General features: G+C 67.8%; 11 protein-coding genes. 5 read left to right on the forward strand and 6 right to left on the reverse strand.

Translation table 11 applies throughout. The features are described 5' to 3' along the window. Nucleotides 1-9: 9 nt before the first annotated feature. On the reverse strand, nt 10-2,505 hold the full coding sequence (locus QHF89_RS11510; RefSeq protein WP_284720371.1) for a protein kinase domain-containing protein: 2,496 nt from the start codon (nt 2,503-2,505) through the stop codon (nt 10-12). A 373-nt stretch (nt 2,506-2,878) separates the two neighbouring features. On the opposite strand from QHF89_RS11510, the gene QHF89_RS11515 reads away from it, so the two are divergent. From QHF89_RS11515 to QHF89_RS11525, 3 genes are read left to right on the forward strand one after another with little or no spacing between them, the layout of a single operon-like run. Next, a complete protein-coding gene (locus QHF89_RS11515) occupies nt 2,879-5,407 on the forward strand; it encodes a serine/threonine-protein kinase (protein WP_136969385.1) in 2,529 nt (842 codons plus the stop codon). A gap of 22 nt (nt 5,408-5,429) precedes the next feature. Further along, a complete protein-coding gene (locus QHF89_RS11520) occupies nt 5,430-6,536 on the forward strand; it encodes a helix-turn-helix transcriptional regulator (RefSeq protein ID WP_284720372.1) in 1,107 nt (368 codons plus the stop codon). Beyond that, the gene (locus tag QHF89_RS11525) at nt 6,533-7,879 is read left to right on the forward strand and encodes a sigma 54-interacting transcriptional regulator (RefSeq protein WP_136969387.1); all 1,347 of its coding nucleotides are present in this window, start codon (nt 6,533-6,535) and stop codon (nt 7,877-7,879) included. The genes QHF89_RS11520 and QHF89_RS11525 overlap by 4 nt, the downstream gene beginning before the upstream one ends. Before the next feature lie 11 nt (nt 7,880-7,890). Here QHF89_RS11525 and QHF89_RS11530 read toward each other — a convergent pair whose 3' ends face one another. Continuing rightward, on the reverse strand, nt 7,891-13,902 hold the full coding sequence (locus QHF89_RS11530) for an AAA family ATPase (protein ID WP_284720373.1): 6,012 nt from the start codon (nt 13,900-13,902) through the stop codon (nt 7,891-7,893). Nucleotides 13,903-14,158: 256 nt separating this feature from the next. On the opposite strand from QHF89_RS11530, the gene QHF89_RS11535 reads away from it, so the two are divergent. Further along, on the forward strand, nt 14,159-15,148 hold the full coding sequence (locus QHF89_RS11535; RefSeq protein ID WP_136935359.1) for a response regulator: 990 nt from the start codon (nt 14,159-14,161) through the stop codon (nt 15,146-15,148). Between the two features lie 27 nt (nt 15,149-15,175). Here the strand turns inward: QHF89_RS11535 and QHF89_RS11540 are convergent, their stop codons facing one another. From QHF89_RS11540 to QHF89_RS11555, 4 genes are all read right to left on the reverse strand, one after another. Then, nucleotides 15,176-16,363, reverse strand: coding sequence for a cytochrome P450 (locus QHF89_RS11540; RefSeq protein WP_136969388.1), 1,188 nt, complete (start codon nt 16,361-16,363; stop codon nt 15,176-15,178). Nucleotides 16,364-16,398: 35 nt separating this feature from the next. After that, on the reverse strand, nt 16,399-17,091 hold the full coding sequence (locus tag QHF89_RS11545; protein WP_136969389.1) for a TetR/AcrR family transcriptional regulator: 693 nt from the start codon (nt 17,089-17,091) through the stop codon (nt 16,399-16,401). A gap of 138 nt (nt 17,092-17,229) precedes the next feature. Continuing rightward, nucleotides 17,230-18,651, reverse strand: coding sequence for a hypothetical protein (locus tag QHF89_RS11550; protein WP_136969390.1), 1,422 nt, complete (start codon nt 18,649-18,651; stop codon nt 17,230-17,232). Between the two features lie 169 nt (nt 18,652-18,820). Then, nucleotides 18,821-19,723, reverse strand: a complete 903-nt coding sequence (locus tag QHF89_RS11555; protein ID WP_136969391.1) for a sigma-70 family RNA polymerase sigma factor — start codon at nt 19,721-19,723, stop codon at nt 18,821-18,823. Between the two features lie 98 nt (nt 19,724-19,821). On the opposite strand from QHF89_RS11555, the gene QHF89_RS11560 reads away from it, so the two are divergent. Next, on the forward strand, nt 19,822-22,881 hold the full coding sequence (locus tag QHF89_RS11560; protein WP_284720374.1) for a tetratricopeptide repeat protein: 3,060 nt from the start codon (nt 19,822-19,824) through the stop codon (nt 22,879-22,881). The last annotated feature ends 55 nt before the right edge of the window (nt 22,882-22,936 follow it).

The raw sequence follows: 22,936 nt of genomic DNA on the forward strand, positions 1-22,936 counted from the left end.
CCATGTCGCTCATTTGGCGACCGATACGACTTCGCCCGAGGCTTCGTTCACCCAGTACACGCGGGTCGCGTCGACCGCGATGCCCTTCGGGCGCTGCTGCGCGGACGCGAGCAGCACGGGCTCCTGCTTTCCGTCGAGCCGTGCTTTCTTGACCATTCCGCCTTCGTTTGTCCAGTATACCCACGTGTCGTCGACGGCGACTCCGCGTGGCCCGGGCTCGTTCGCCGCGAGGACCTCGACCGGGCCGCCGCGTCGCGCGACCGAGAGGGTCCCCGATCCATTGCCTTCACGCGACCAGGCCACGACCTCTTCGCGGGGGTCGACGGCCACGGCAAACGGCTTGTCCTGGTTCTCGGCGACGAGCCAGGGCTCGCCCCGCTCTTTGAAGGACCAGCCCCAGATGCTGCCGCCTTGCGTTGTTCGCACGAAATAGACGCCGCGGCGCCCGGCGGCGAAGCCAAAAGGGTTCGGATCGGCGCCGTCGTACTCGAGCAGCGGCTTCTTCCCGAGCTCTCTCCGCGCGCCGAAGATCGTTCCCTTCTTGGTGTTCGTGTTCTGGAAGAAGAAGAAGGCACCACCTTCCGAGGACGCGAGCCCGGCAATCTGCTGCTCGGGATGGAGCCATTGGACCAGGGATTTTCGCGCGCCCGTGACGGCGTCTATCGTGAGCAAGCTCTTGGACGACGTGTCCGTCCAGTACCAGCGACCGGTGTCGAACGCGATGCGGGTCGGCGCGCCCCCGACCGACATCGGCGCCGGGGTGCCTCCGCCTTTGCGCATGCGGAAGGCCTTGCCCTGCCTGGGAACGGTCCAGGCCACGATACCCTCCACGTCGTCGTCCACGGCGACGCTGAGCGCACCAGGCTCGTACGTCCCGAGGACGATCGGCTTGCACCGCCCGCCTTCCAATGCCTCCGGCGTCGCCTGCGCATCGACCTCGCACCCATCGGCGGGGTCGCCGTTGCAATCGTGGAGCCCGGATCCGCAGGTCGCCTTGCAGATCCCCTCCTGGCACGTCGCGCCGTCGCCGACGATTCCTTTGCACGCGCGTCCGCAGAGGCCGCAATGTTCGGCGCTGGACACGACGTCCGTCTCGCAACCATTGGCGGGGTTTCCGTCACAATCCATGAACCCCGGCTGGCACGTGGACGCGCACTGGCCAGCCGCGCACGCGGCGCCGCCGTGCTGGTTCGTGCATGCGTTGCTGCATTTCCCGCAGTTCGCGGGGGCCCCGAGATCGGCCTCGCAGCCGTTCGCCGAATCCCCATCACAATCGGCGAAGCCTGCCGCGCAGACGGGCGCACAGGAGCCGCTCATGCAGTTCGTCGAGCCGTGCTCGTTGAGGCATCGCACGCCACAAGCGCCGCAGCTCTCGACGCGCGTGAGATCCGTCTCGCATCCATTGAGCAAGGAGGCATCGCAGTTGCCCTTGTGCGGGTCGCACGTCGACGAGAGGACGTCCGGGCGCGCGCTGGCGGTGACGAACATTCCCGCGACGACGAGGGACGCCATCGCTCCGCCGAGCCAAATACGCCGCGGCTTGGAGACGGGCCGCGCAGGCGCCGGCGCCTCGACCTTCGATCCATCCGGGAGGACGTCGAACGCTGCGGAAAACTCGGCCGCCGACTGGAACCGCATCTGCGGGTCTCTCTGAAACGCGATGCGGAAGAATGCGTTCACCTCGCCCGGAAGATGAGAGATGGGCGGCGGGCCATCGGAGGAGAGCAGAACGAGCCGCGCGACGTCGACGTGCGCCGCTCCCGTGAACGGCAACTTGCCCGTGAGGAGGCGGTAAAGCACGGCCGCGAGGGACCAGAGATCACTCCTGAAATCGACGCGGTTGGAATGGCGCCATTGCTCCGGGCTCATGTAGCTGACCGTGCCCATCGCCATGTTCTCTTGGGTCAGCTCGTCGTGCTCGCTCGTGATGATCTCCGTCCCGGGATCCACCATCGGCTCGACGAGCTTCATCAAGCCGAAATCGACGATCTTGACCTTGCTTTCGATGCAGTAGATGTTCCCCGGCTTCAGATCACGGTGAATGACGCCCGCGGCGTGGGTCGCCTGCAGCCCTTTGCATAGCTGTCTGCAGATCGACTTCACCGTCGGCATCGACATGGGCCCCTCGCGCTCGAGCCGCTTCGCGAGGCTCTCCCCCGTCAGGAGCTCCATCACCAGGAAGGGCGCCGGCGCGTCGCCATACTCGAAGCACCGGAGGACGTACTCGCTGTCGATCAGGCAAAGCGCCTGCGCTTCCCGGCGGAATCGCTCGAGGTCGTCCGGCGCGTGCGTCCGCGGAATCTTGAGCGCGACCTTCAGATGAAGCTTCGTGTTGATCGCCTTCCAAACCTGCCCGAAGGCCCCTTCGCCGAGCTTCGAGATCAGTTCGAATCGACCGGCGAAGGTCCTGCCGGGACGAAGGTCGACCGGCTGGATGCCACCGACTTCGTCCGGCTGGAGCTTCAGGGTGGGCACGCTGAGGTCATCGCCAGTGGCCGTGTTCATGCTCGCGCCACCAGATTGCAGCAATGCGACGGGCTGGCCAAAATTTCGAGTCGTTCTCAACGTGTCTCCGAGAAACGACACGGCTACGTATTTCTGCGTATGGACAGCCGTTCGATATCGTGCATGCAGGCGCCGGGAATCCCGACCACACACGGACGGGACCACGATGGCATCGAGGGACCGCCGCCGACGGGATGCACCTGACCATCCGAAAAGCCTCGAACTGCGCTCTGCCGGATGCACCCATCCCCCGAGATGCCCGGAAAAACGGGCCCTGACCGCAGGCATGACGCGTGCAATGCCCGAGGACATCCCTGCCGCTCGATCTTCATTGGATCGGCAGCGCGAACCCCTGCGAGCAAGGAGCTTTCCCATGCAATCTCGGCGTTGGTTCGAGGTCAAAGTTCAATCGCCTTGGCGGACCGCGAGGAAACAGGCGCGGCGTATCATCCTGCTGCCGGACGGAAACCATCGCAAAGGCGAGTCCAGTCGCGACTACGCCGCCGGTGCCGCCAACGTCGTCGGCTGCGCCGAGCACGTCGCCCTGCGCGGCGACGTGGAGACGCTGCTCGTCTGCATCGCTTCACGTCAAAACGTCGACAAGAGGCCGGAGGCATTCTTCGACGTCGTCGCCGCGCAATTCGCGTGGCTGCGCACGGAGGTCCGGGAAGGCCGCGCGCTCGTTCCCTGCGGGATTCGTTGCAGCGTGCGCGGGGACCTCGCACGAATGCGCGCAGCGGGCGGCGCACGGGCCCGGCTCGTCGCCAGCATCGAGGCAGCCTGCGAGGCGACCCGGTCTCTGCCGGAGCCGCGGATGAACCTCGAATTCTGGATCGACTATCCGGACGAGCTCGCCTGGGAGCGGGATGTCGATCTCGTCCTCCGCACCGGCGCCGAAGAGCCGGACGTCGTGCGTCCCGGCTTCTGCCTTCCTCCTTTCGTGCCGTGCGCCGCGACGACGACGTTGTGGCCCGACGTCCATCCCGAGGAGATAGGAGCTCTCATCGATCGAGGCCTGCGGGACGCGCCGTCCCATTTCGCCACCGGATACGATCTCGAGCTGGCGCTCGAGCTCGCCCGGGCGCTGCCGCGCGCGCGCATCCCTGCGCCGATGCGGCTCACGCTTCCCGTCTGCGCCTCGGCAGAGGAGATCGACACGAGGCTCGGCGCCTTCCACGCCGATCCGACGGGGGAGCCCGCCGTGGAGGTGAGCTGCCTGGGTCCGCGCGGATGGGGTGGTCACGAGCGCGCGCTCGACGACGATACCTGGTATGCGATTCGAATCGTCCCGGCGGCCCGCTCGGCCGAGGGCATTGCCGAGGACTACGACGCGGTCATCGCCCCGGGCCAGGCTGCGCCAAACGTCCTCCTCGCCGCGCCTTCCACAGCCGCGGCGCCGGTCCATCCGTGCGCCCCCACGGCACAGGGCATTCTTCATGCGCTCCGACGCGCGGTTCGTTTCCCTGTCGCGCACGTCCTCTTGCAGGGCGCGGACCGGAGTCGAGGGCCCTCGATTTCGATCGATCCACCCTGGCCCGCCGAGATCCTCGACCTCATCGAGGTGACAGCAGCAAAGCCCGAGCGCTCGATCGAGCAGATCGTGCGCGCGCGCTTGCCGAGCGCCGCCGGCGCGGACGCCGAGCGCGACCTGCTCGTCGAGGCCATGTCGGCGCGGGTGCTCGGGCAGGCCCTGTCGGAGGGGCTCCTGCTCCCGGATCGATCGTTGCGCCAGGGAGATCGCAACTATGCGTATACGGGCGCCTACATGATGCTCCGCGTGCCGGACGAGGCGGATCCGACAGGGGAGGGGTGGGAGCGATCGGCGGAGCTCGCCATTCGTTGCATGCTCGCGATTTCCGCGGGCGACAATGGTGTCTTCGACCGGGTCCTGCCAGGCGAGATGCCGGACGCATGGCGCGCGCGGCTGCAATCTGCGGCGCATCACCTGGAGGCGATCGCCCGCGGCGAGCGACCTGCCGCGCCCCCCGTCGGGCCGGGCATGCGGATCGTCGACGCCATCGGAAAGCAATGGGAGAGCCTCTTCTCACGCCACGCGAGCGCCAGCGGCGCGCTCTCGCAGGCCTGCCGTGACGCGCTCGTACGCCATTATCGGGCGAACGCGCTCGAACGCGCGCCGGACGTCGTCGACAATCCGCTCGTGCGCCGGCTCGGGCTCGGCGGACCTCCGCGGCAGGAGGCGATCGCGCACATCGAGGCGAGGTATGCATCCAGGGCGCCTGGCCCCGTCGGCGAACGAATTCGGCGGCTCCTGCACGAGCACGCGGTCGATCCAGCGCGCTTCGCGGATCTCCAGCGCGAGCTTCGACTCCTGCTGCACATCGTGGATACGGCGCCGACCATCGCCGTGGAGGTCTTGTTTCTCTTCTGCGGGCTCGCGACGCCCGCGGAGCACGTCCACGAAATGCGTCTGCGAGCCTTGATCGAGGTCGGGCAGCTCGCCGACCATACGTTCCGATTGGCAAACGACCTCGCCAGCCTGAGCAGGAACGGGGGCGATCGAGATACCGGCAAGGAGAGCTGCCTGTCGATTCTGATCCCCAAGGGCGTTTCGCCCTCGACGGGCGCTGCGGCCCTGGAGCGTGCGCGGGCGCTCGGGGAGACGTACCTCGCGTGGCTCGAGGAGCATCTGGGGCACGCGATGGCGAGGCTCGCGCCCGCGTGGCCCTCCATGGCGGAGAAGGTGATGAGAGCCGTGCACGTGGGCCGAGGCGTGTACCGATGCGCGCACTACACGACCCTGTCGTCGGAGGAGATGCTCGCGCTCATCGGCGAGGTGAGCCGGGCGCGGCCCCGACGCGACCCTCCAGCAAATGCGCTCGCTGCGCCGGGTTCGTCCGCGTCGCCTGTGAAACCTTTGCTTCCCCTCACGGGAACCGGGTAGAATGGGCGTGACGAGGTGCATCATGGACGAGCGTCAGGTTTTGCATCGCGCTGCGCAGATGTTATCGAAGGTCGCCGCGGGAAACGATCCCGCGGTGATCCTCGACGCCCTCGCGCAGTGCGTCCCCACCGTGGCGGGCCTGATCTCGGTGGTGCGCCCTGACGCGCCGCAGATCCTCATCAGTCACGCGATGCGTTTGCCCACGGAGCTCCTCGAGGGGTGGATGCGCACGCGCTCCGAGCACCTCGAACCCGCGCTCCGCCTCGTCTTCGAGGCGAGACCCGGCGGCTTCTGGCGGGACGCGGATACCATCGCAGGGCCGCTGCGTGACGGCCTGGAGGTGCTCCACGCCCTCGACGATTTCGGGCTGGGGGAGGGGGCCGGATACAAATTGCATCAGCGGGTGGTCCCCGGCCGCGGAACGGAGCACGTCATGCTGGCGCTGCTCACGGAGAGAGGGAAGCAATTCCCGAGGACCGCGCCCGCGATGATGGAAGCATTGGCCGCCGACGTGCGAGCCGCCGTTCATCGAGCCAGTTTGCCGCTGGTGGCGTCGCGCTCGATCCTGTCTCAGATCACGGAAGAGCAGGCGATGGGGTACATCTGCATCAACCGACGAAATGGCGCGGTCCTGGAGGTGAACCAGCGTGCGTTCGACTTGATCGCCAAATACCACGCCCGCGAAATCTCCAGGAGCCGCAGCGCCCTGCTCGATTTCGCGGACTCCGCACGGAGCTTCACGGCCACACGAGCCTCCTGGCAGATCGTTCATCCCACCGGTTTTTCCGTGCTCGAGGTGCACGTGCACGCGCTCGCCAAAGAAACGCACGAGCTTCACGAGGATGTACATCTCCTGGCGATGCGGGAGTGGATCCTGCCGAGCGTCCTGCGCCCGCCCCGCGCCGCGAGCTCACCCATTCTGGAGATGCTCCCGCCGCGCAAGCGCGAAATTGCCCTCCTCCTGGTGGGCTCCAGCCTTTCATACAAGGAGATCGCCCACCGTCTGGGCATCAGCCCAGGGACGGTCCGTGCACACGTGCAGAACATCTACCGCATCGCCGGCGTGGATTCCCGCCCGGGGCTCACGACGCTCCTGAATGCTGGGTCGCATGACGAGGAGGATCGATGAATCGAAACGACGACGACTCGACGAACACGATGGTGCCGTCGCCGAACGGCTTGACGTTGCGATCCAACAAGATCCGCATCGAGGTGGGTGAGGGGCCGCAGGCCGGGGAGATGCGCGAGCTGCCGGGCCCCGAAATAAGGATAGGCAGCGGCGCTGACTGTGATTTCAAGGTCAAGGACCCGACCGTGAGCCGGCACCATTTGACCTTGCGGATCGAGCGAAACAAGATCCGGATCCTGGACGCCGGGAGCCTCAATGGGACCAACGTGGACGGCGTTCAGGTGCGGGATGGTTATGCACGCCCGGATTCGCGTATCACGATTGGCAAGACCGTATTCCGACTTTTGATGCTGAACACGATCATCGAGCTACCCCTCTTCCCCGGTGAATGCTTCGGGCAGATGCTCGGAAGGAGCACCGCGATGCGGGCCGTCTTTTCCGTGCTGGCGCGCGCGGCGGAGACCGACGCCACGGTGCTGATCGAGGGAGAAACGGGGACGGGGAAGGAGGTGGCCGCGCGGGCGATTCATGACGCCAGCCCGCGGTCCGAGGGGCCCTTCGTCGTGCTCGACTGCTCGGCCATCTCTCCGGAGCTCGCGGAGAGCGAGCTCTTCGGGCACGTCAAGGGCTCGTTCACCGGCGCGACGATGGATAGGCCTGGAATCTTCGAAGAGGCCGACGGCGGCACGGTCTTCCTGGACGAGATTGGGGAGCTCCCGCATGGCCTGCAACCGAAGCTCTTGCGGGCGCTCGAGAGGATGGAGGTGCGTCGCGTGGGAGCAAATCGGCCGAAGCAGTTCGACGTGCGCGTGGTCGCCGCCACGAACCGGCCGCTGCCCCGCGCCGTCGATCTCGGTGTGTTCCGCGAGGACCTGTATTATCGGCTCGCCGTGGTTCCGGTGCGCCTTCCGCCGCTCTCGGAGCGCTCCGAGGACATCCCCATGCTCGTTCGCCATTTCGAGAAGGAGCTCTCGAAGCGCATGCGGTCGACGCAGCCGCTCTCGCAGGAGGTCGTCGACAGGTTTTCGGGTTTGACGTGGAACGGCAACGTGCGAGAGCTTCGCAACGCCGTGGCGCGTGTCCTCGCGTTCGGGGCCGGGGAAGGGCCGAAGACCCCTGAAACGTGGGAGCCGGATGTACAGTCTCTCGGCATTCGCCTGGACGACCCGCTGCTCCACGGCCGCGACCGCGTGGCCCAGGCCTACGAAAAGCACTACCTGCGGCTGATGCTCCAGAAGACGGACGGCAATGTCTCACGCGCAGCGGAGCTCGCCGGCGTCGGGCGGAAATTCGTGCAGATGGCGATGAAGAGGTACGGCCTGCGCGGCGACCTCGAACCATGATTCCCGTCCGACTACGGGCTCTCGCTGGCCGCGGCCGCGCCCGCGGCATACCCATCGACGAACTCTTGTAGCTTCCGCATCTGGTAGGTCCGCACGAGCCCCCGGAGCTGCTCGAGCCACGGTCCGAGGCGCGGGTCGTCCTGCTCCATGCGCGCCGCTTCCGCCACCACGTTCCGGACCCGCCCCGACATCACCAGCCGCGAGAGAACGGCGAGCTCTTTCGCGGAAGGCGGCACGAGCGGCCCCCGCTCCTGCGCCGCCGGGACCGGGGCCTTCTCCTCGGCATGAATCCACTCCACGCCGAGGAAGCGCTGGATCTTCTCGAAGAGCGCGCTCGCTTGCACGGGCTTGTGCAAGGCGTCGTTCCAACCGGCGCGGGCACCGTCCTGCTTTTCGACGCCGGAGACATTCGCCGACGAGATCAGAATCACGACCTCCCCGAGCTCGGGCATCTGCCGCAGGCGGCGCGTGGCTTCACGACCGTCCATACCCGGCATGGCCAGGTCCATCAAAATGAGGCCAGGCCTGCGCTCCATCGCCAGCCGCAGCGCGGCCTCGCCGTCTTCGGCCTCGACGACCTCGAATCCGATCGGGGCCAGCAGATCGCTCACCAGGGCACGGTTGTGCGGGTTGTCGTCCACGACGAGGATCGTGCGGCGCTCGCCTCGATAGCCCGTGATGGTATCCCACCCGAGGACCTTGTCGGCGCTCGTGGCCGTGGCCCCGTCCGCGAGCGGGAGCGTCACCGTGAAGGCGCTGCCTCGGCCGAGCTCGCTCTCGACCTCGATCGTGCCGCCCATCTGATCGACGATCCGCTTCGTGATGGCGAGGCCGAGCCCAGTGCCGTCGCCCTTCGCCTTGGAATCGCCGACCTGCTCGAAGGGATCGAAAATTCGTGAAAGGTGCTCCGGGGCAATGCCGGGGCCCGTGTCCTCGACCCGGAGCCGGAGCTTGCTCCCCTCCTCGGGACCACGTTTCAGCTCATCGATGACGAGGCGGACGTCTCCTCGCTCCGTGAACTTGATGGCATTGCTCAAGAGGTTCAAGAGCACCTGCGTCAGGCGTTTTTCGTCGCCGTAGATCGCCGACGTCGTGCCGCTGCGTATCTCTCGGGTGAAGGCAATGCTCTTCTGGTCGGCGCGCACGCGGCACAGATCCACCATCGTGCCCACCCAGGCGTTGAGGTCGAATTTCTTCGGGACGAGCTCCATCTTGCCGGCCTCGATTTTCGCGAGGTCCAGCAAGTCTTCCAGCAAGGAAAGGAGGTGCTCGCCCGATTTCTTGATCGTTTGCACGCCATCCCGACTCTTCGCGGAGAGCTCGGGCGCGCGCGAGAGGACCTGGGCATACCCGAGGATTCCGTTGAGCGGCGTGCGCAGCTCGTGGCTCATGCTCGAGAGGAAATCGCTCTTTGCGCGGTTCGCCCGGTCGGCCGCCTCCTTGGCGATCCGAAGCTCGGCCGTGCGCTCCTTGATCTTGGCCTCCAGGTCCCGGTACAACATGGCATTCTCGACGGCGATGGCCGCCTGCGAGGCCAGCACCGACAAGAGCTCCACGCGCGCGGGCGGGAACGCCGACGGCACGTCGCGGTGCTCGAGGTACAAGACGCCCACGAGATGGCCCCTGTGGGTCAAGGGCAGGGCGAGCAGCGCGAGCACCACGCGCGACGCGAGGTAGGTGTCGCTGGCGAAGCGCGCCTCGTTCCTCGCATCACCCGTCACCACCGGATCGCCCGTGCGGGCCGCATACTGCACCACGGTCGCCGGCACGTCGTGGCATTGCCCGAGCGGCTCCGACAGCCCCGTCTCGATACGAGCCCCCTCCACCGACAGCCGCGCCACGACGGAGAGCGCTTCCCCTTCGCTGAGCACGAGGGCGCCGCGCTGCGCCCCCGCATTCTCCAGCAAAAGCCCCATCAGCCGCCCCACCACGCGCTCCGGGTCGAGCTCGCTCGAGAGCGCCTGCGCCGCGCGCACCGCCGTGTTCACGTCGAAATTCGCGCCCGCCGTGGAGGTCGTCGTGGTCGCCGTCGCCATGCTCGTGCGCTCGGAAGCCGACGCGAGCGTGGACGCCTTGAGCAAGGCGGGATATTTCGCGCTCAAATGGGCGACCACGTTGACGGCGCCCCAGCGCGCATAAGCGTCGCGCGCCTCGCGCAGGTACAGGGCACCGATGTGGCTCTTGCCCGTTTGCAGGCGGAACTCGGCGGCGAGGTGGGTCGAGAGGGCCTCGATGTGCAGGAAACGGTGCTCGCGCGAGAGCTCGATGGCCTCGTCGTACTTGACGATCGCCTCTTCGGTCTTGCCGAGAATGCGGGCGTATTCGGCCTCGACGAGGCGCAGCTTGTGGAGGAAGTTCGGCGCGCAGCCTTCCGCGAGATAACGCAGCCGCTCGAGGCCGTGCTCGATGTGCTCCCGCAGCCGCGCCTGCTCCTCGGCGCCCGCGGCGGTATGCCAGAGTTTCGTCGCTGAGATCGCGAGGAAGAGCGGGACATCCGTCACCGGCGGCATGCCGAGGATGTCGGCTCGATATTGGTCGGCCTCCCGCGCCCGCGAAAGCGCTTGCTCCCACCTGCCGGTGGCGCAGAACAGATAAGCTTCCAGGGTACGAGCGAGGCCGCCCGTGAACCCGTCCCCGTCGGCCAGGAGGGAACGCGAACCGCGCGACAACGGTTCGTCCTGCAGGAGCTTCGGGGCGCCGTCGGCGGTCATCAGCACCTCGCAAAAGGACGCGACCGCCTCGTAGTGGTGCCTTCCGACGGCATCTCCCGAGCGCTGCACGAGATCCCAACGAGCCTTGACCTGCGCGTCGACCTGAACGAGCGGCTGGCCACGCCAAACGCGGTGATAAAATAGCTCGGCCAGGAGCCCCCAGCTCGTGCCCGTGAACGAACCGATCTTCAAGCCGGCCGTGATGGCTCGTTCGTAGAGGGGAGCCGTCTCGTCGACCGGCCGCGAATAGACCATGTAGATCCCATGGAGCACCAGGCATTCGGGGAGCATCGGGGATCCCACGCGCTCCGCGGCACGCACCCCAGGCTCGACCCAGCGCAACACGCGGCGATACATGCCCGTGGCCACCGACCACACATTGGCGAAGCTGCAGATCATGAGGGTGGCCGCCGGCGTGAGGGACGCACGTCGCACCGCCTCGGAGACCAGGCGAACGATGATGAGCGTGTAAAGCATCGGCCGGCCGCCATAAATCGAGCAGAGCTGCGTCTGCGTCATCAGGGCATCGATGAGCCGGTGCTCCAGGGACCACTCGGGCGGCATTGGATCAAACGCGCCGAGATCCTTCTCCAGCCATCGATCGAGCGCGGCCGACTCCTCGACGAGCGCCGGCTGACACGCAGCGTCCGTGTCGGGGAAGGTCAACCCCCGCTCCGCGAGCGCCGCGAGACCAAGCCCGATTCCCCGCGTATACTGGCCCGTCGCCAGGCAGCAGCGGACGCGGATCTCCTGCGCCGACAGCCAAGGCACCACCGCAAGAGGCCGCACGAGCAAGGCGAGGGCGCGCGCTTCGACGTCGTCGAAATCGCGCAAGAGATAGGCCGCCTCCAGCCGCTCCAGGGCAATCTCCACCGACAACGCTTGCTCTTCCGGGGCGGCTCGCTCGCCGAGGAGCGCCTGCGCGGTCTCCAGCAGGGTGGCCATCAATCGGTAGGAGCTCGCCGCCTTCGCGACGCGCGCGGCCTCCAGGTTCATCCGCGAGACGTCCTTGCGCTCCTCCGCGTCCGTGATCCGCGCCGACCCCTGGTTCATGTGCCGCGCGAGCTCGAGGAGCTGCTGCGCCGTGCCCCCTTCGGCCCGATACCGCGCCCAGAGCCGCCGGCCAATCTCGAGATGCGCGAGGACGCGCTGCTCCGGCGAGATCCGCTCGTAGCTCGCTTGCTGCACGCGGTCGTGCAAAAATCGGTAGGAAGCATCCAGCGTTCCTGCGCCCACCTCTCCGAGCGCCTGCGCCGGGCGATACGCCCCATCCACCGGCACGACCAGCTCCTCCTGCAGCGCCGGCCACAACGCCGCCGTCACCCGGGCGCGCTCCCACCCGCTCAATCGCTCCAGATCCTGGAGATGGAACGTATGCCCTGCGCACGCCGCGAGCCCCAAGAGCTGCTGCGTCGCCTCCGGCATGTCGCGCACTTTGTCCGTCAAGAGCGCGACGACGTTGTCGGTGACCTGCGCTCGCTCCAGGTCCGTTTGATTCCAGCGCCATTCCCCGGTCTCCACGTCCCGCACGACGTGCTTCTGCCGGTGCAGGGAGAGGAGCAGTTGCTCCAGGAAAAACGGGTTTCCACGCGTCTTTTGCCATTGCACGCGCGCGAGCGGCGCCACGCGGCTCGGCTCGCTCTCGAGCGTGCGCGAAAGCCACTTTTGCACCTGCTCTTCCGACAGGGGGCCCACCGTCAGCCTCGATACCTTGGCCTCGCTCGCCTCCGTGGCCTCGACGAGCTTCCACAACGGATGCTCGGGGGGCGTCTCGTTGTCCCGGTAGGCTGCAATCACCAGCAGCGACTTTCGCTCCACGTCCGTCAGCAGCGTCTGCAGGATGATCAGCGTGGCGCTGTCGGCCCACTGCATGTCGTCCAGAAACATGACAAGCGGCGGGTTCGGCGTCGTGACCGCTCGAACGAAATTCAGCCACGTAAGCTTCTGCCGGTTGAGGACCTGCTCGCCCTCCACGGGCGGCACCGGCGGCAATTTGCCCATGACGAGGTCGAGCTCCGGTACGACATCCGCAATCAGCCGCGCGTTGTCCCCGACCTCGTTCCGGATCCGCGTCTGCCAGGTCTCGAGGACCGACTTCGGGCTCGAGAGCCATTGACGCATCAGCCCCCCGAAGGCTTGCGCGATCGCCGCGTACGGCGTCGACCGCGCGAGCTGGTCGTGTTTGCCTGCAATCAGGAGGCCACGCCCGGCCTTCGCGATGTCGTGGTAGACCGTGCGCACCAGCGCCGTTTTGCCAATGCCCGACGGCCCGCCGACGAGCAAAAGCTCCGCCGTGCCCCGCGCGACGCGGGCAAACGACTCGCCGACCCGCTCGACGTCCTTCTCCCGCCCCACGAGCACCTGCGGCAGCCGCAGCTTCCGTGAGAAGTCCTTTTTGCCAAGCGAGAGGGGCTCCACCGTGCCCCGCTCGTGGAGCATGCGGAGCGCCTCCTCCAGATCCTCCGCCACGCCCCTGGCGGTCTGGTACCGCCGCTCGGGATCCTTCGCGAGGAGCTTCGAGACGATCGCCGACACGGCGCTCGGCACCTCCGGCGCAATCGTATCGAGCGGAGGCGGGGTCTTGGCCAGGTGCGCGTGCACCAGCGAAAGCGGATCGCGATCCGTGAAGGGCCGCCGCCCCGAGAGCACCTCGAAGAGCGTCACGCCCAGCGAATAGAGATCGGTACGTGTATCGAGGGCGCGCGCCGTGCGCCCCGTTTGCTCCGGCGAGATGTACGCCAGGGTCCCGTCCAGCGCTTCGGGAATGCTCGCCTCCGTCGCTTCCTGCGACAGGAGCGAGGCGATACCGAAGTCGAGCAGCGTGACCTGCTCGTACGTTTCATCCACGAGCACGTTCTGCGGTTTGACGTCCTTGTGCATCACCCCGGCGGCGTGCACGCCCTCGAGCACCCGGGCCAGGCGTCGCCCGAACCGGAGCGCGGCCGCCACCGGCAAACGGCCCTGCTTGGCGAGCACCTGATCGACCGAACGGAATCCGGGGTTCTCGAGGACGAGCGCCACCGTGCCGTTCCGCTGCTCGAAGGCCTGCACGCGCGCCACGCCGGGCACGGACGCGAGCTGCCGGAGCACCTGATGCTCGTGGACCAGCCGCCCCATCACGCGCGGGGTCGGCACCTCGGCGACGGGGACCTTGATCACCACCTGCGCGCCCGAGGGACGATGCACCGCCCGATGGACGCGTGTCTCGCTTCCCTCATAGACGATGTCCCCCTGTTCGTACCCCGTGAGTTCCATCCTCGAACCCCTCCCGTGCGTCTCGTCGAGCGGCACGATATCCGAATCGTGCACCATACTAACCTCGGCAGGGCTGCAAACGTCAATGCAATTTTGAAAGATATTTCACGATGTCGTGGTGCGCCAAACCGTGTATGCACACGATGGGAAACCACCCCTCATGAACGGCGTGTCAGGCGCGTGACGCATAACCCGTGCATCCAGGTTTTTGCAGAACCGCCGGCTCCCGTTCCATGGCGCGACGTCGCATGCTTGGCCCTTTACTGCCGTGGTACTTCTTGATAGGGTCCACGCTCATCTTCTCGGGCGCGGGATGGACGATCTGACGCAATTCAATGGTCTCGTGGTCGCGGTCGATGACAACCCCATCAACCTCGACACGCTTCTCGAAGCCTTATCGGGCGAGCGCCTGGACCTCGCCGTCGCCACGGACGGCGTCATGGCGATGAGCCTGATCGAGCGCGAGCAGCCCGATCTCGTCCTCCTCGACGTCATGTTGCCGGATATCGACGGTTTCGAGGTGTGCCGGCGCCTGAAGGCCAACCCGCAGACCGCCGATACGCAAATCGTCTTCATGACGTCCTTGAGCAATCGGGAGCACCGGCTGCAGGGGCTGCATGCGGGCGCCGTGGATTACATCAGCAAGCCCTTCGATACCGAGGAGCTCCTCGCGCGCATCCGCCCGCACATCGCCGTCCGGCGCATGACACGGGCGCTGCAGGAAAAGAATACCAGCCTGGAGGCGGAGATCCGGCAGCGCGTCGCCGTCGAGGCCGCGCGCGAGGCGCTCCTCGTCGAGCTCATGTCCCGCACCGACGAGCTGCACGAGGCCAAGGAGCGGCTCGAACGCGAGCTCGTCGAGAAGGGCCGCGCCAATGCGGAGCGGACCGCGCTCCACGAGCAGATCATCGCCGCCCAGCACACCCGGCTCCTCGAGCTCTCCACGCCGCTCATTCCGATCACGGATCGCATCCTCGTGATGCCGCTCATCGGAACGATGGATACCGCGCGGGTCCAGCAGGCCATCGAGACGATGCTTCAAGGCGCCAGCAGCCGCTCCGCCGACTTCATCATCCTCGACATCACGGGCTTGAAGCGCGTGGACGAGAACGTCGCCAGCATGCTCCTCACGGCGGCCAGCGGCCTGCGGCTCCTGGGGACGCGCACGGTGATCACCGGGATCCGTTCGGAGGTGGCCCGAACGCTCGTCCATAGCGACGCATCGCTGCAAGGGATCGTCACGAAGGCCACGCTGCAGGACGGCATTGCCGTGGCCATGCAGGCGGCCCGTCATCGAGGGTAGGGCGCCTCGCGCTGCCGGAGCGCGATTTCAGTGCCGCAGCAGCGACAGCTTGCGCACGCCGGTCATGTTCGGGCTGGGGAGGAACTCCGGCGGCGCGTCAGGATCCAGGCGCAGGCCCGGGAATCGATCCATCAGGATGTTCAACGCGACCCGGCCTTCCAGCCGGGCGAGGGGAGCGCCGATGCAGAAATGGATGCCTCGCCCGAAGGCGACGTGCGGGTTCGGGTCGCGGGACGGATCGAACACGTTCGGATTCGTGAACTGCCGGGGATCCCGGTTCGCCGCCGCGATCCACACCATGAGGAGCTGATCGGCGGGAATCGTCTTGCCGCCGAGCTCGACCGCGCGCATCGTGACCCGACCGAGGACCGCGAACGGGCTGAAGAAGCGCAGCGATTCCTCGATCGCCGCGGGCACGAGCGACCGGTCCGCGCGCACCCGCGCCTTCTCGGCCGGGTTCGTGTCCAGGCAAAGCACCGTGTTGCCGAGCAGCATGGTCGTGGTGATGTGCCCCGCGATCAAGAGGATGTTCGCGAAGTTGGCGACCTCGGTCTCCGTGAGCCGGTCGCCGTCCACTTCGGCCTCGACGAGCTTGGTGAGCAGGTCCGCGCGAGGCTTTCGCCTGCGCTCTGCGGCGTGCGCGCTGAGGTAATCGGTCAGGTGCTTGGCCTGCTCGAGCGCGACCTCGACCATGCGGTCCTGCTCTTCGGAGCGCTTGACGAGGGAGAACTGCAAGGAGTTCTCGAGCATCTTGTCGACCCATTGCTTGAACATGTCGCGGTCGCTGCTGGGCACCCCCAAGAGCTCGGCGATGACGATGACCGGGAGCGGATACGCGAGATCGGCCACGAGCTCCAGCCGGTCCCGCCCGTCCACCGCGTCGAGCAGCTCGTGCGTCAGGCGCGCGATTCGCGGCTCGAGGTCCGCGACGACCTTCGGCGTGAAGGCGTGGCTGACGAGATTCCGGAGCTTCTTGTGCTCCGGCGGGTCCATCCGCACCAGGTTGCCCTCGTTGGATCGCTTGATCTCCGGGACCAGGCGCATGGTCTCGGACGAGAACAGGCCGGGATCGCCGAGGATCCGCAGCGCCTCCGGGTATCCGTAGACGTTCCACATCCCGAGATCAGGCGCGAACTGGACGGGTTCGTCCGGGATTTGCCCGCGTAGCCAGAACTGCGCCTTGTGAATGCCCCACGTATCAGCCTGCGTCGTCATGGCGTTCCCCTTTCAGCGCGCTTCCGGGCCCGGGATCAGCCGGGCTCGGCGGCGTAGATCCATGTGCGGTAACAAGCGATGAGATCATCGAAGATCGCGCAGAGCTCGGCGGCGGCCGCCGCCAACACCTCCTTCGGTGGCTCGCCGGCAGGCTCGAAGGCGTGCCGGATGACGTGCGCGAGGGCGTCGGCCCTGGCTTCCACGTCGAGGCCGACGCTCGTCGGGTCGACCGTGCCGAGCAGGTAAAACCCGGCCGAGGTGGCCCGCAGCGCATGAACGAGATTCGGGACGTCCGCGCGGAGCAGGCCGTGGCGGGCCAGGATCTCGAAAAACCTGTCGGTCACGAGTAGCTCCTTGCTCCCGACCGTGCCCTCCCGCAGCTTGCCGAGCAATTCGACGTTCCCGACGACCAGGGCCATCGTGAGTGGCCTTTGATGGACCGCCACGAACGAACTCCGCACGAGGCGGTGGGGCTTGATCTCGGCCACGTCGCTCCGCAGCCGGTCCCGCATCCCCTCGACGAGGACGATGGATTCACGCCGGAGCAGCGCCTGGAAGAGCTGCTCCTTGGAGCGCCAGTGCAGGTACACCGTACCCTTGCCGATGTCCGCCTGCTTGGCGATGTCCTCGATGGTCACCTTCCGGTAGCCCATGCGCAGCAGCAGCATGGCCGCGGCGTCGAGGATCCGATCGGCGCGGCTGCTGGCCTGGGGCGGGCGTTGGAACACGGGGCGCTCTCCTCGCTGACCCGTTGACCAATTTTGAACTTCTGGTCAACGGGTCAAACGAAGGTAGCAGCCTCGGATGCGGAGGCAAGGGAGAACCGGCGTACGCTTGTGAAGGCGTGCCTGGCGAGGACCCCCTGGCTAGAAGGATTGCACCACCTTGCCCTCGCGCTTCACCTGCACGAGGTGCTTGCCTTCGAACGCGTAGGCGCGGCTGGTCACGACCTCCGACGGGGTCTGCTTCACCGACTTGTCCTTCTCTTCGCGCGACAGATCGCCGTAGAACGTGATCTCGTCGCCCTTGGCGAGCTGCATCGAGGCAGGGAGGTCTGCGAAGGTGACCTCCGCGATGCGGATGCTCGTCTTCGAGCCCACCTTGCAGTCGCGCTTGTAGACGGGGTTGTTGTTGAGGTCGTACGACTCGATGACGCCCGTCGAGCGGCAATCGTAGTTGAACGGCTCGGTCTTGCGCTGCTCACCGACGACCGTGACCTTGGCCCCCTCGCGCTGGAACGAGGTGAGGGTGTAGGGCCCGGTGTAAAAGAGCTTGGGCGCCTTGGGCTCGCGGTCGAGGGTCCCCGTCTCGAGCCGGGGGACCTTCCATTCCTGCATTGCGAGCGCCGCCGCTGACGCCGATTGCAGGCTCTGGAGCTTCTTGTCGACCTCGGCGTGGCGCGCGGCGGCGACCGGCCAGCGCGCCGGCGCGTCGCGGCCGGGCTCCCAGCCGCCGATGTCGGGCAGCTTCGGCGTGCGCTGCGTGCCGCTCACCTCGGCGTAGGCGCAAAAGACGTCGCGATCGAACGTCTTGTCCTCGGACCAGGGCCGGCCGAAGCGCGAGAACTTTTCGACCTGATCCCCCACGGGCTTCACGAAATCGGCCAGCGCGAACTCGTGGCCGGTCTCGCGGTGCACCTGGAAGAGGGCGACGAGGATGTCGTAGCGCAAGCCCACCCAGGTCATGGGATGCGCGCCGTGCAGCTTCAGGCCCTTTTGCTCGGCCTCCTTCAGGACGTCGGACAGGAGCGTGTTCAGGCCCGAGGCCTGCTCGTAGTAGTTGCCCTGCTTGCGCAGCGCCACGAGCTGCGGGCGGTGCTTCTCCTCAATCGAGGCCCAGCCCTTGCGATAGTCCTCGTAATCGGCAAAGCATTGTTTTTGCCAGGTACGGTTGACGGCGCCTTGGGCCAGCGCGTTCGTGAGCTCGATGGTCGAGAGGTCGTTCGACCAGCCGGGGATCCACTCCGGATCGACGTTCCCGCGCTTGAACAGCCCGGTCGTATCGACGCCGGCTTTCTGGAAAAACGCCCTGCCGCTCGCGCGCGTCTGCGTGCAGCAGGTGTAATCGATGGACTGGTAGAGCTCGAGAAGCTCCTTGTCGGTGGACTTCGGGCCCGAGGCCTGGCCGGAGCCGGAGGCCTGGCCGGAGCCGGAGGCCTGGCCGGAGCCGGAGGCCTCCGACGGCTCGCCGGACGAAGACGAAACGGAGGAGGGCAGGCCCCCCACCTTGATGAAGCCGCATCCGGCGACGAAGGTGGCGAGCAGCGATGCGAGGAGCGTTCGTGTCATGGTCGTGGTCGATGGTCTTCTGGGTGGGAAGGTGCGGGCGCAGCCGCGCACACGTCTCCCGCTGCCCGAGGTGGCCCCCAGCAGCAGGCGCTTGCTCTAGAGGACGGAGAACCCGCGCGCGTTTGCGTGTTTTGTTTGTCCGGTACGCGCGCTTACGTGGGTGCTGCCCCTACGAGCGCCCGTCGAGCATGCTCCGGGAGACCTCGAGCTGGCTCTGGACAAGGAGCAGGATGTTGTCGACTTCGCGCCCGCTCAGCCGCAGCCGCGCCATCAAGGCGTTGCGCACCCGTCCCATGAGGGTCGCGCGTGTCTTCGCGAGGCTCCGGCTCACGGCAGAGGGCGAGACCCGGTAGAGCGCGGCGAGCGCCTCCAGGTTGGCGCCGTCGAGATAATACTGCTGCAGCAGCGTCCGCTCCCGCGCGGAGAGCGCGCCCAGGGCGTCGCGCAGGGCGAGCTTGAGCTCGGCGAGCGAGGTGCGCTTCAGGTGCGACAGCTCCGGATGGTCGGCGGGGACCTCGATGGCGTCGAGCAGCTCGTCCTCGACGGGGATCTCGCGCGCGGCGCGCAGGGCGTCGATGCTGGCGCGCACGGCGACGGCCCGGAGCCACCGGCGCAGCTCCCCGCGGCCCCCGTACTCACGAATCTTCGGCCCGGTCCCTGGCTCTCCGACGAAGAGCTTTTGCCGCAGCACCTGCAGGACGTCGTCCGCGTGGCTGCCGGATCGATCGACCTGCTGGATCGCGGCCGCGAGATCCGGGATGTAGAATCGCTCGAACGCCGCGAGCGCCGCGCGGTCGCCCCGCTCGCACGCACAAGCGAGGTAGAGGTCGCCGAGGCGCAACGTGCCGAGCGCCCGTTCGAGCGTCTCCACGTCCCCCGCGGGGAGCCGCGTCGAGAGCCAGCGCACGAAGGCCTCCGCCGGCACATCGATCTCCGGCCACGGGGTCCGGGCGGACGCGACGGCTCGCTCCAGGAGCCCCTCCAGCGCGTCCTGCCCCTCGTGTCGCGCCGCCCCTTGCCCGCTCTCCTGCGCCAGGAAGACCTCCGTGAGACGGCACGATGGAGCGGTCACGCGCGGACTTTACCGGATTCATGCGACCCCTGTACAGTCACGCGTGGTCCACGGCGCGCTTGCACGAAGCACGGCGTCGTGCACGGCAACGGCATCGGATGAGCTGCCTGAGTGACAACACGGTCGCCGAGTTCGCGGAGGGCCTGCTCGAGACCCGCGCGGCCGAGCGGGTCGAGCAACACGTCGCTTCTTGCGTGACCTGCCGGAAGCTCTTGTCCGAGCTGGCCAAGCAGATCTCCGGGCTCGAATTGCCCGATCATGAGGCGAGCGCCACGGACGAGCTGCGCGCCGGGGAGGAGGGCAGGGCGACCCCGCGAACCAGGGCCTTGGCGGCCGGGGCGGCGCCGGCCGGGGAGCTTTCCCGGGGCGCGTCCCTCGGGCGGTACATGATCCTGGAGACGCTGGGGGCCGGGGGAATGGGCGTGGTGTTCGCCGCCTACGACCCCGAGCTCGACCGGAAGGTCGCGCTCAAGATCCTGCGGCAGGAGATCCTGCAGCGGGCCCCGGGCGCCGAGCTCCGGCTCATGCGCGAGGCGCAAGCCATGGCGCGCATCTCCCACCCGAACGTGCTGGCCATCCACGACGTGGGCACGCTCGGGGAGGGTCTGTTCTTCGCCATGGAGTACGTCGACGGCGCCACGCTCGCCGGGTGGCTCTCGCAGAAGGAGCGCTCGTGGCGCGAGATCCTCGACCTCTTCGAACAGGCGGGCCGAGGGCTCGCGGCAGCACACGCCGCGGGGCTCGTGCACCGCGATTTCAAGCCGGAGAACGTCCTCGTCGCCCGGGACGGGCGCGTCCGCGTCGCCGATTTTGGCCTCGCGCGTGCCCTCGCCGCGCCCCCGCCGCCCCCGGAGGACGTGCCGGAGACACGAGGAGACAACGAGGCCCTCGCGTCGTTGACCCGCTCGGGCGCCGTCCTGGGAACGCCCGCCTACATGGCGCCGGAGCAATTCGAGGGCGTCTCCGTCGACGCGCAGGCCGACCAATTCAGCTTCTGCCTCGCGCTCTTCGAGGCGCTCTACGGCGAGCGGCCCTTCACCGTGAACACGCGCGAGACGGTCCTGACCGAGGCGCCCTCGGGGAAGTTACAGCGGCCGAAAGACGTCCCCGGCGTGCCCGCGCGTGTGCTGCGCGCGCTCGAGCGGGGCCTCCGGCCCTCGCCGGAGGAGCGCTTCCCGTCCATGGACGCGCTCCTCTACGCGCTCACGCAAGACGAACAGCGCACCTTCCGCAACCGCGTCCTCGGCGCCCTCGCCGTGGCGGCGATCGGGGGCGTGGGGGTCTTCGGCGCGCTGCGTGCCGCCGAGCCGAGCGCGCCGCTTTGCAGCGGGGCGCCGGAGATGTTCGCGGGCGTCTGGGGGGAGCCGCAAAAACGAGCGATCCGCGAGCGATTCCTCGCGACGGAGCTCCCGTACGCGAAGGATGCGTGGCTCGGCACCGAGCAGGCGCTCGATGCCTACGGGCGAGGGTGGTCGACGATGCACACCGAGGCGTGTGAGGCGACGCGGCTGCGCGGCGATCAATCCGACGAGGTGCTCTCGCTGCGGATGCTTTGCCTCGATCGGCGACGCGAAGAGGTGCGCGCGCTCGTGGGCGTGCTCGAGACGAGCGGCAAGGACCAGGTCGCGAAGGCCCCCGAGGCCACGAAGTCGCTCGGCGACGTCTCGGTCTGCGCCGACGTCGAGGGGCTCCGGTCTCCGGTGCGCCTGCCCGAGCGGCAGGCGGCGGCGGACGAAGCCCGAGAGATCCGCGCGCAGATCGCTCGCGCCTCGGCGCTCTCCGCCGTCGGCAGATACCAGGAGGGCCTCTCCGTCGCCGAGGCGACGGTCACGCGCGCGCAGACCCTCGCACACACGCCGACCGAGGCCGAGGCGCTCACGACGCTGGCCGATCTGCAGAGCGCCGCCGGGGATCCCAAGGCTGCCGAGGCGTCGCTCCGGCGCGCGTTCTCCGCGGCCCAGGCGGGACACGACGACCGATCGGCGGCGTATGCGGCCATCCAGCTCGTCGACGTCGTGGGCGCGCAGCTCCGCCGCTTCGACGAGGGCCTGCACTGGGCCTGGCTCGCCGAGGCGGTGCTCCGCAGGGGCAAAGAGGACGAGGGGCTCCTGGCCCAGCTCCACGAAAACCGGGGGGATATCTACCTGACGCAGGCCGATCACGCCCGCGCCGGGGAGCAGTACACGCGCTCGCTGGAACTGTGGCAGCGCGTGGTCGGGCCGCAGCACCTGCGGGTGGCCGCGGTCCAGTACAACCTGGGTCAGGTGGCGATGTGGCGGGGCGACATGGCCGAGGCCATGTCGCAGACGCGCCGCGCGAGCGAGCAACTCGAGGCCCTCCTCGGCCCGAATCACCCGAAGATCGCGTTCGTTTTGGGCGGGGTGGCGACGGCACATTTCAACGAGGGGCATCACGTGGAGGCGCTCGCGGTCTACAAGCGGGCGCTCGCGATCCAGCGCGCGGCGCTCGGCCCCGCGCACGTCAATGTCGCGCGCACCTTGCTCGGCATGGGCCACGCGCTCTCGGCGCTACACGAGAACACCCAGGCGCTCGCGGCCTACCAGGAGGCGCTCGTGGTCTTCGAAAAAGACAAGAGCACGCTATCGCTCTCCGCGGAGGTGCTCCTGGGAATCTCATGCACGCAAGTCGACGCGGGCCGCCTGGAGGAGGCGCTCGCCGCAAGCGAGAGGGCGCTTTTGGCCTTCGAGCAGGTCTTTGGGCCCGAGCACGACCAGGTGGGCGCGGCCCTCAACAACATGGGCGATGTCCTCCTGGAGCTCGGGCGATCGGAAGAGGCCGGCGCGCGTTTCACCCGCGCGCAGAAAATCTGGGAGAAGGTCAACGGCCCCGAGGATTTCCAGATCGGCATCGCGCTCACGGGGCGGGGCACGGTGGAGCGGCGGATGGGACGCTCCGCGCAGGCAGTATCCCTGCTCGAGCAGGCAGTGAAGAACCTCGAAAAATACGACGGCAACCCCGTGTTTCTCGCCCTCGCGCGCTTCGAGCTCGCACAGGCGCTCTGGGACGGCACGAAGGCGCGCGACCGCGCCAAGCAGCTCGCGACCCAGGCCGAGAAGGCGTTCGCGAATTTGGACGAAGCCCAGGCGAAGGAGCTCGTGCTTGTCCGGGGGTGGCTGTCGCGCGTGGCAGGCCGCTGATCGACCGAGGCTCAGCCTGCTTGCCTGGACACCCCCCCGACCTCACCTTCACCAC

This window comes from Polyangium sorediatum, assembly GCF_029946465.1.
GTDB lineage: Bacteria > Myxococcota_A > Polyangia > Polyangiales > Polyangiaceae > Polyangium > Polyangium fumosum.

Excerpts from the sequence above, each read along its gene's own strand:
- QHF89_RS11510 (WP_284720371.1), bottom strand. The coding sequence starts at position 2,505 with ATGAACACGGCCACTGGCGATGACCTCAGCGTGCCCACCCTGAAGCTC.
- QHF89_RS11515 (WP_136969385.1), top strand. The coding sequence starts at position 2,879 with ATGCAATCTCGGCGTTGGTTCGAGGTCAAAGTTCAATCGCCTTGGCGG.
- QHF89_RS11520 (WP_284720372.1), top strand. The coding sequence starts at position 5,430 with ATGGACGAGCGTCAGGTTTTGCATCGCGCTGCGCAGATGTTATCGAAG.
- QHF89_RS11525 (WP_136969387.1), top strand. The coding sequence starts at position 6,533 with ATGAATCGAAACGACGACGACTCGACGAACACGATGGTGCCGTCGCCG.
- QHF89_RS11530 (WP_284720373.1), bottom strand. The coding sequence starts at position 13,902 with ATGGTGCACGATTCGGATATCGTGCCGCTCGACGAGACGCACGGGAGG.
- QHF89_RS11535 (WP_136935359.1), top strand. The coding sequence starts at position 14,159 with ATGGACGATCTGACGCAATTCAATGGTCTCGTGGTCGCGGTCGATGAC.
- QHF89_RS11540 (WP_136969388.1), bottom strand. The coding sequence starts at position 16,363 with ATGACGACGCAGGCTGATACGTGGGGCATTCACAAGGCGCAGTTCTGG.
- QHF89_RS11550 (WP_136969390.1), bottom strand. The coding sequence starts at position 18,651 with ATGACACGAACGCTCCTCGCATCGCTGCTCGCCACCTTCGTCGCCGGA.
- QHF89_RS11560 (WP_284720374.1), top strand. The coding sequence starts at position 19,822 with ATGAGCTGCCTGAGTGACAACACGGTCGCCGAGTTCGCGGAGGGCCTG.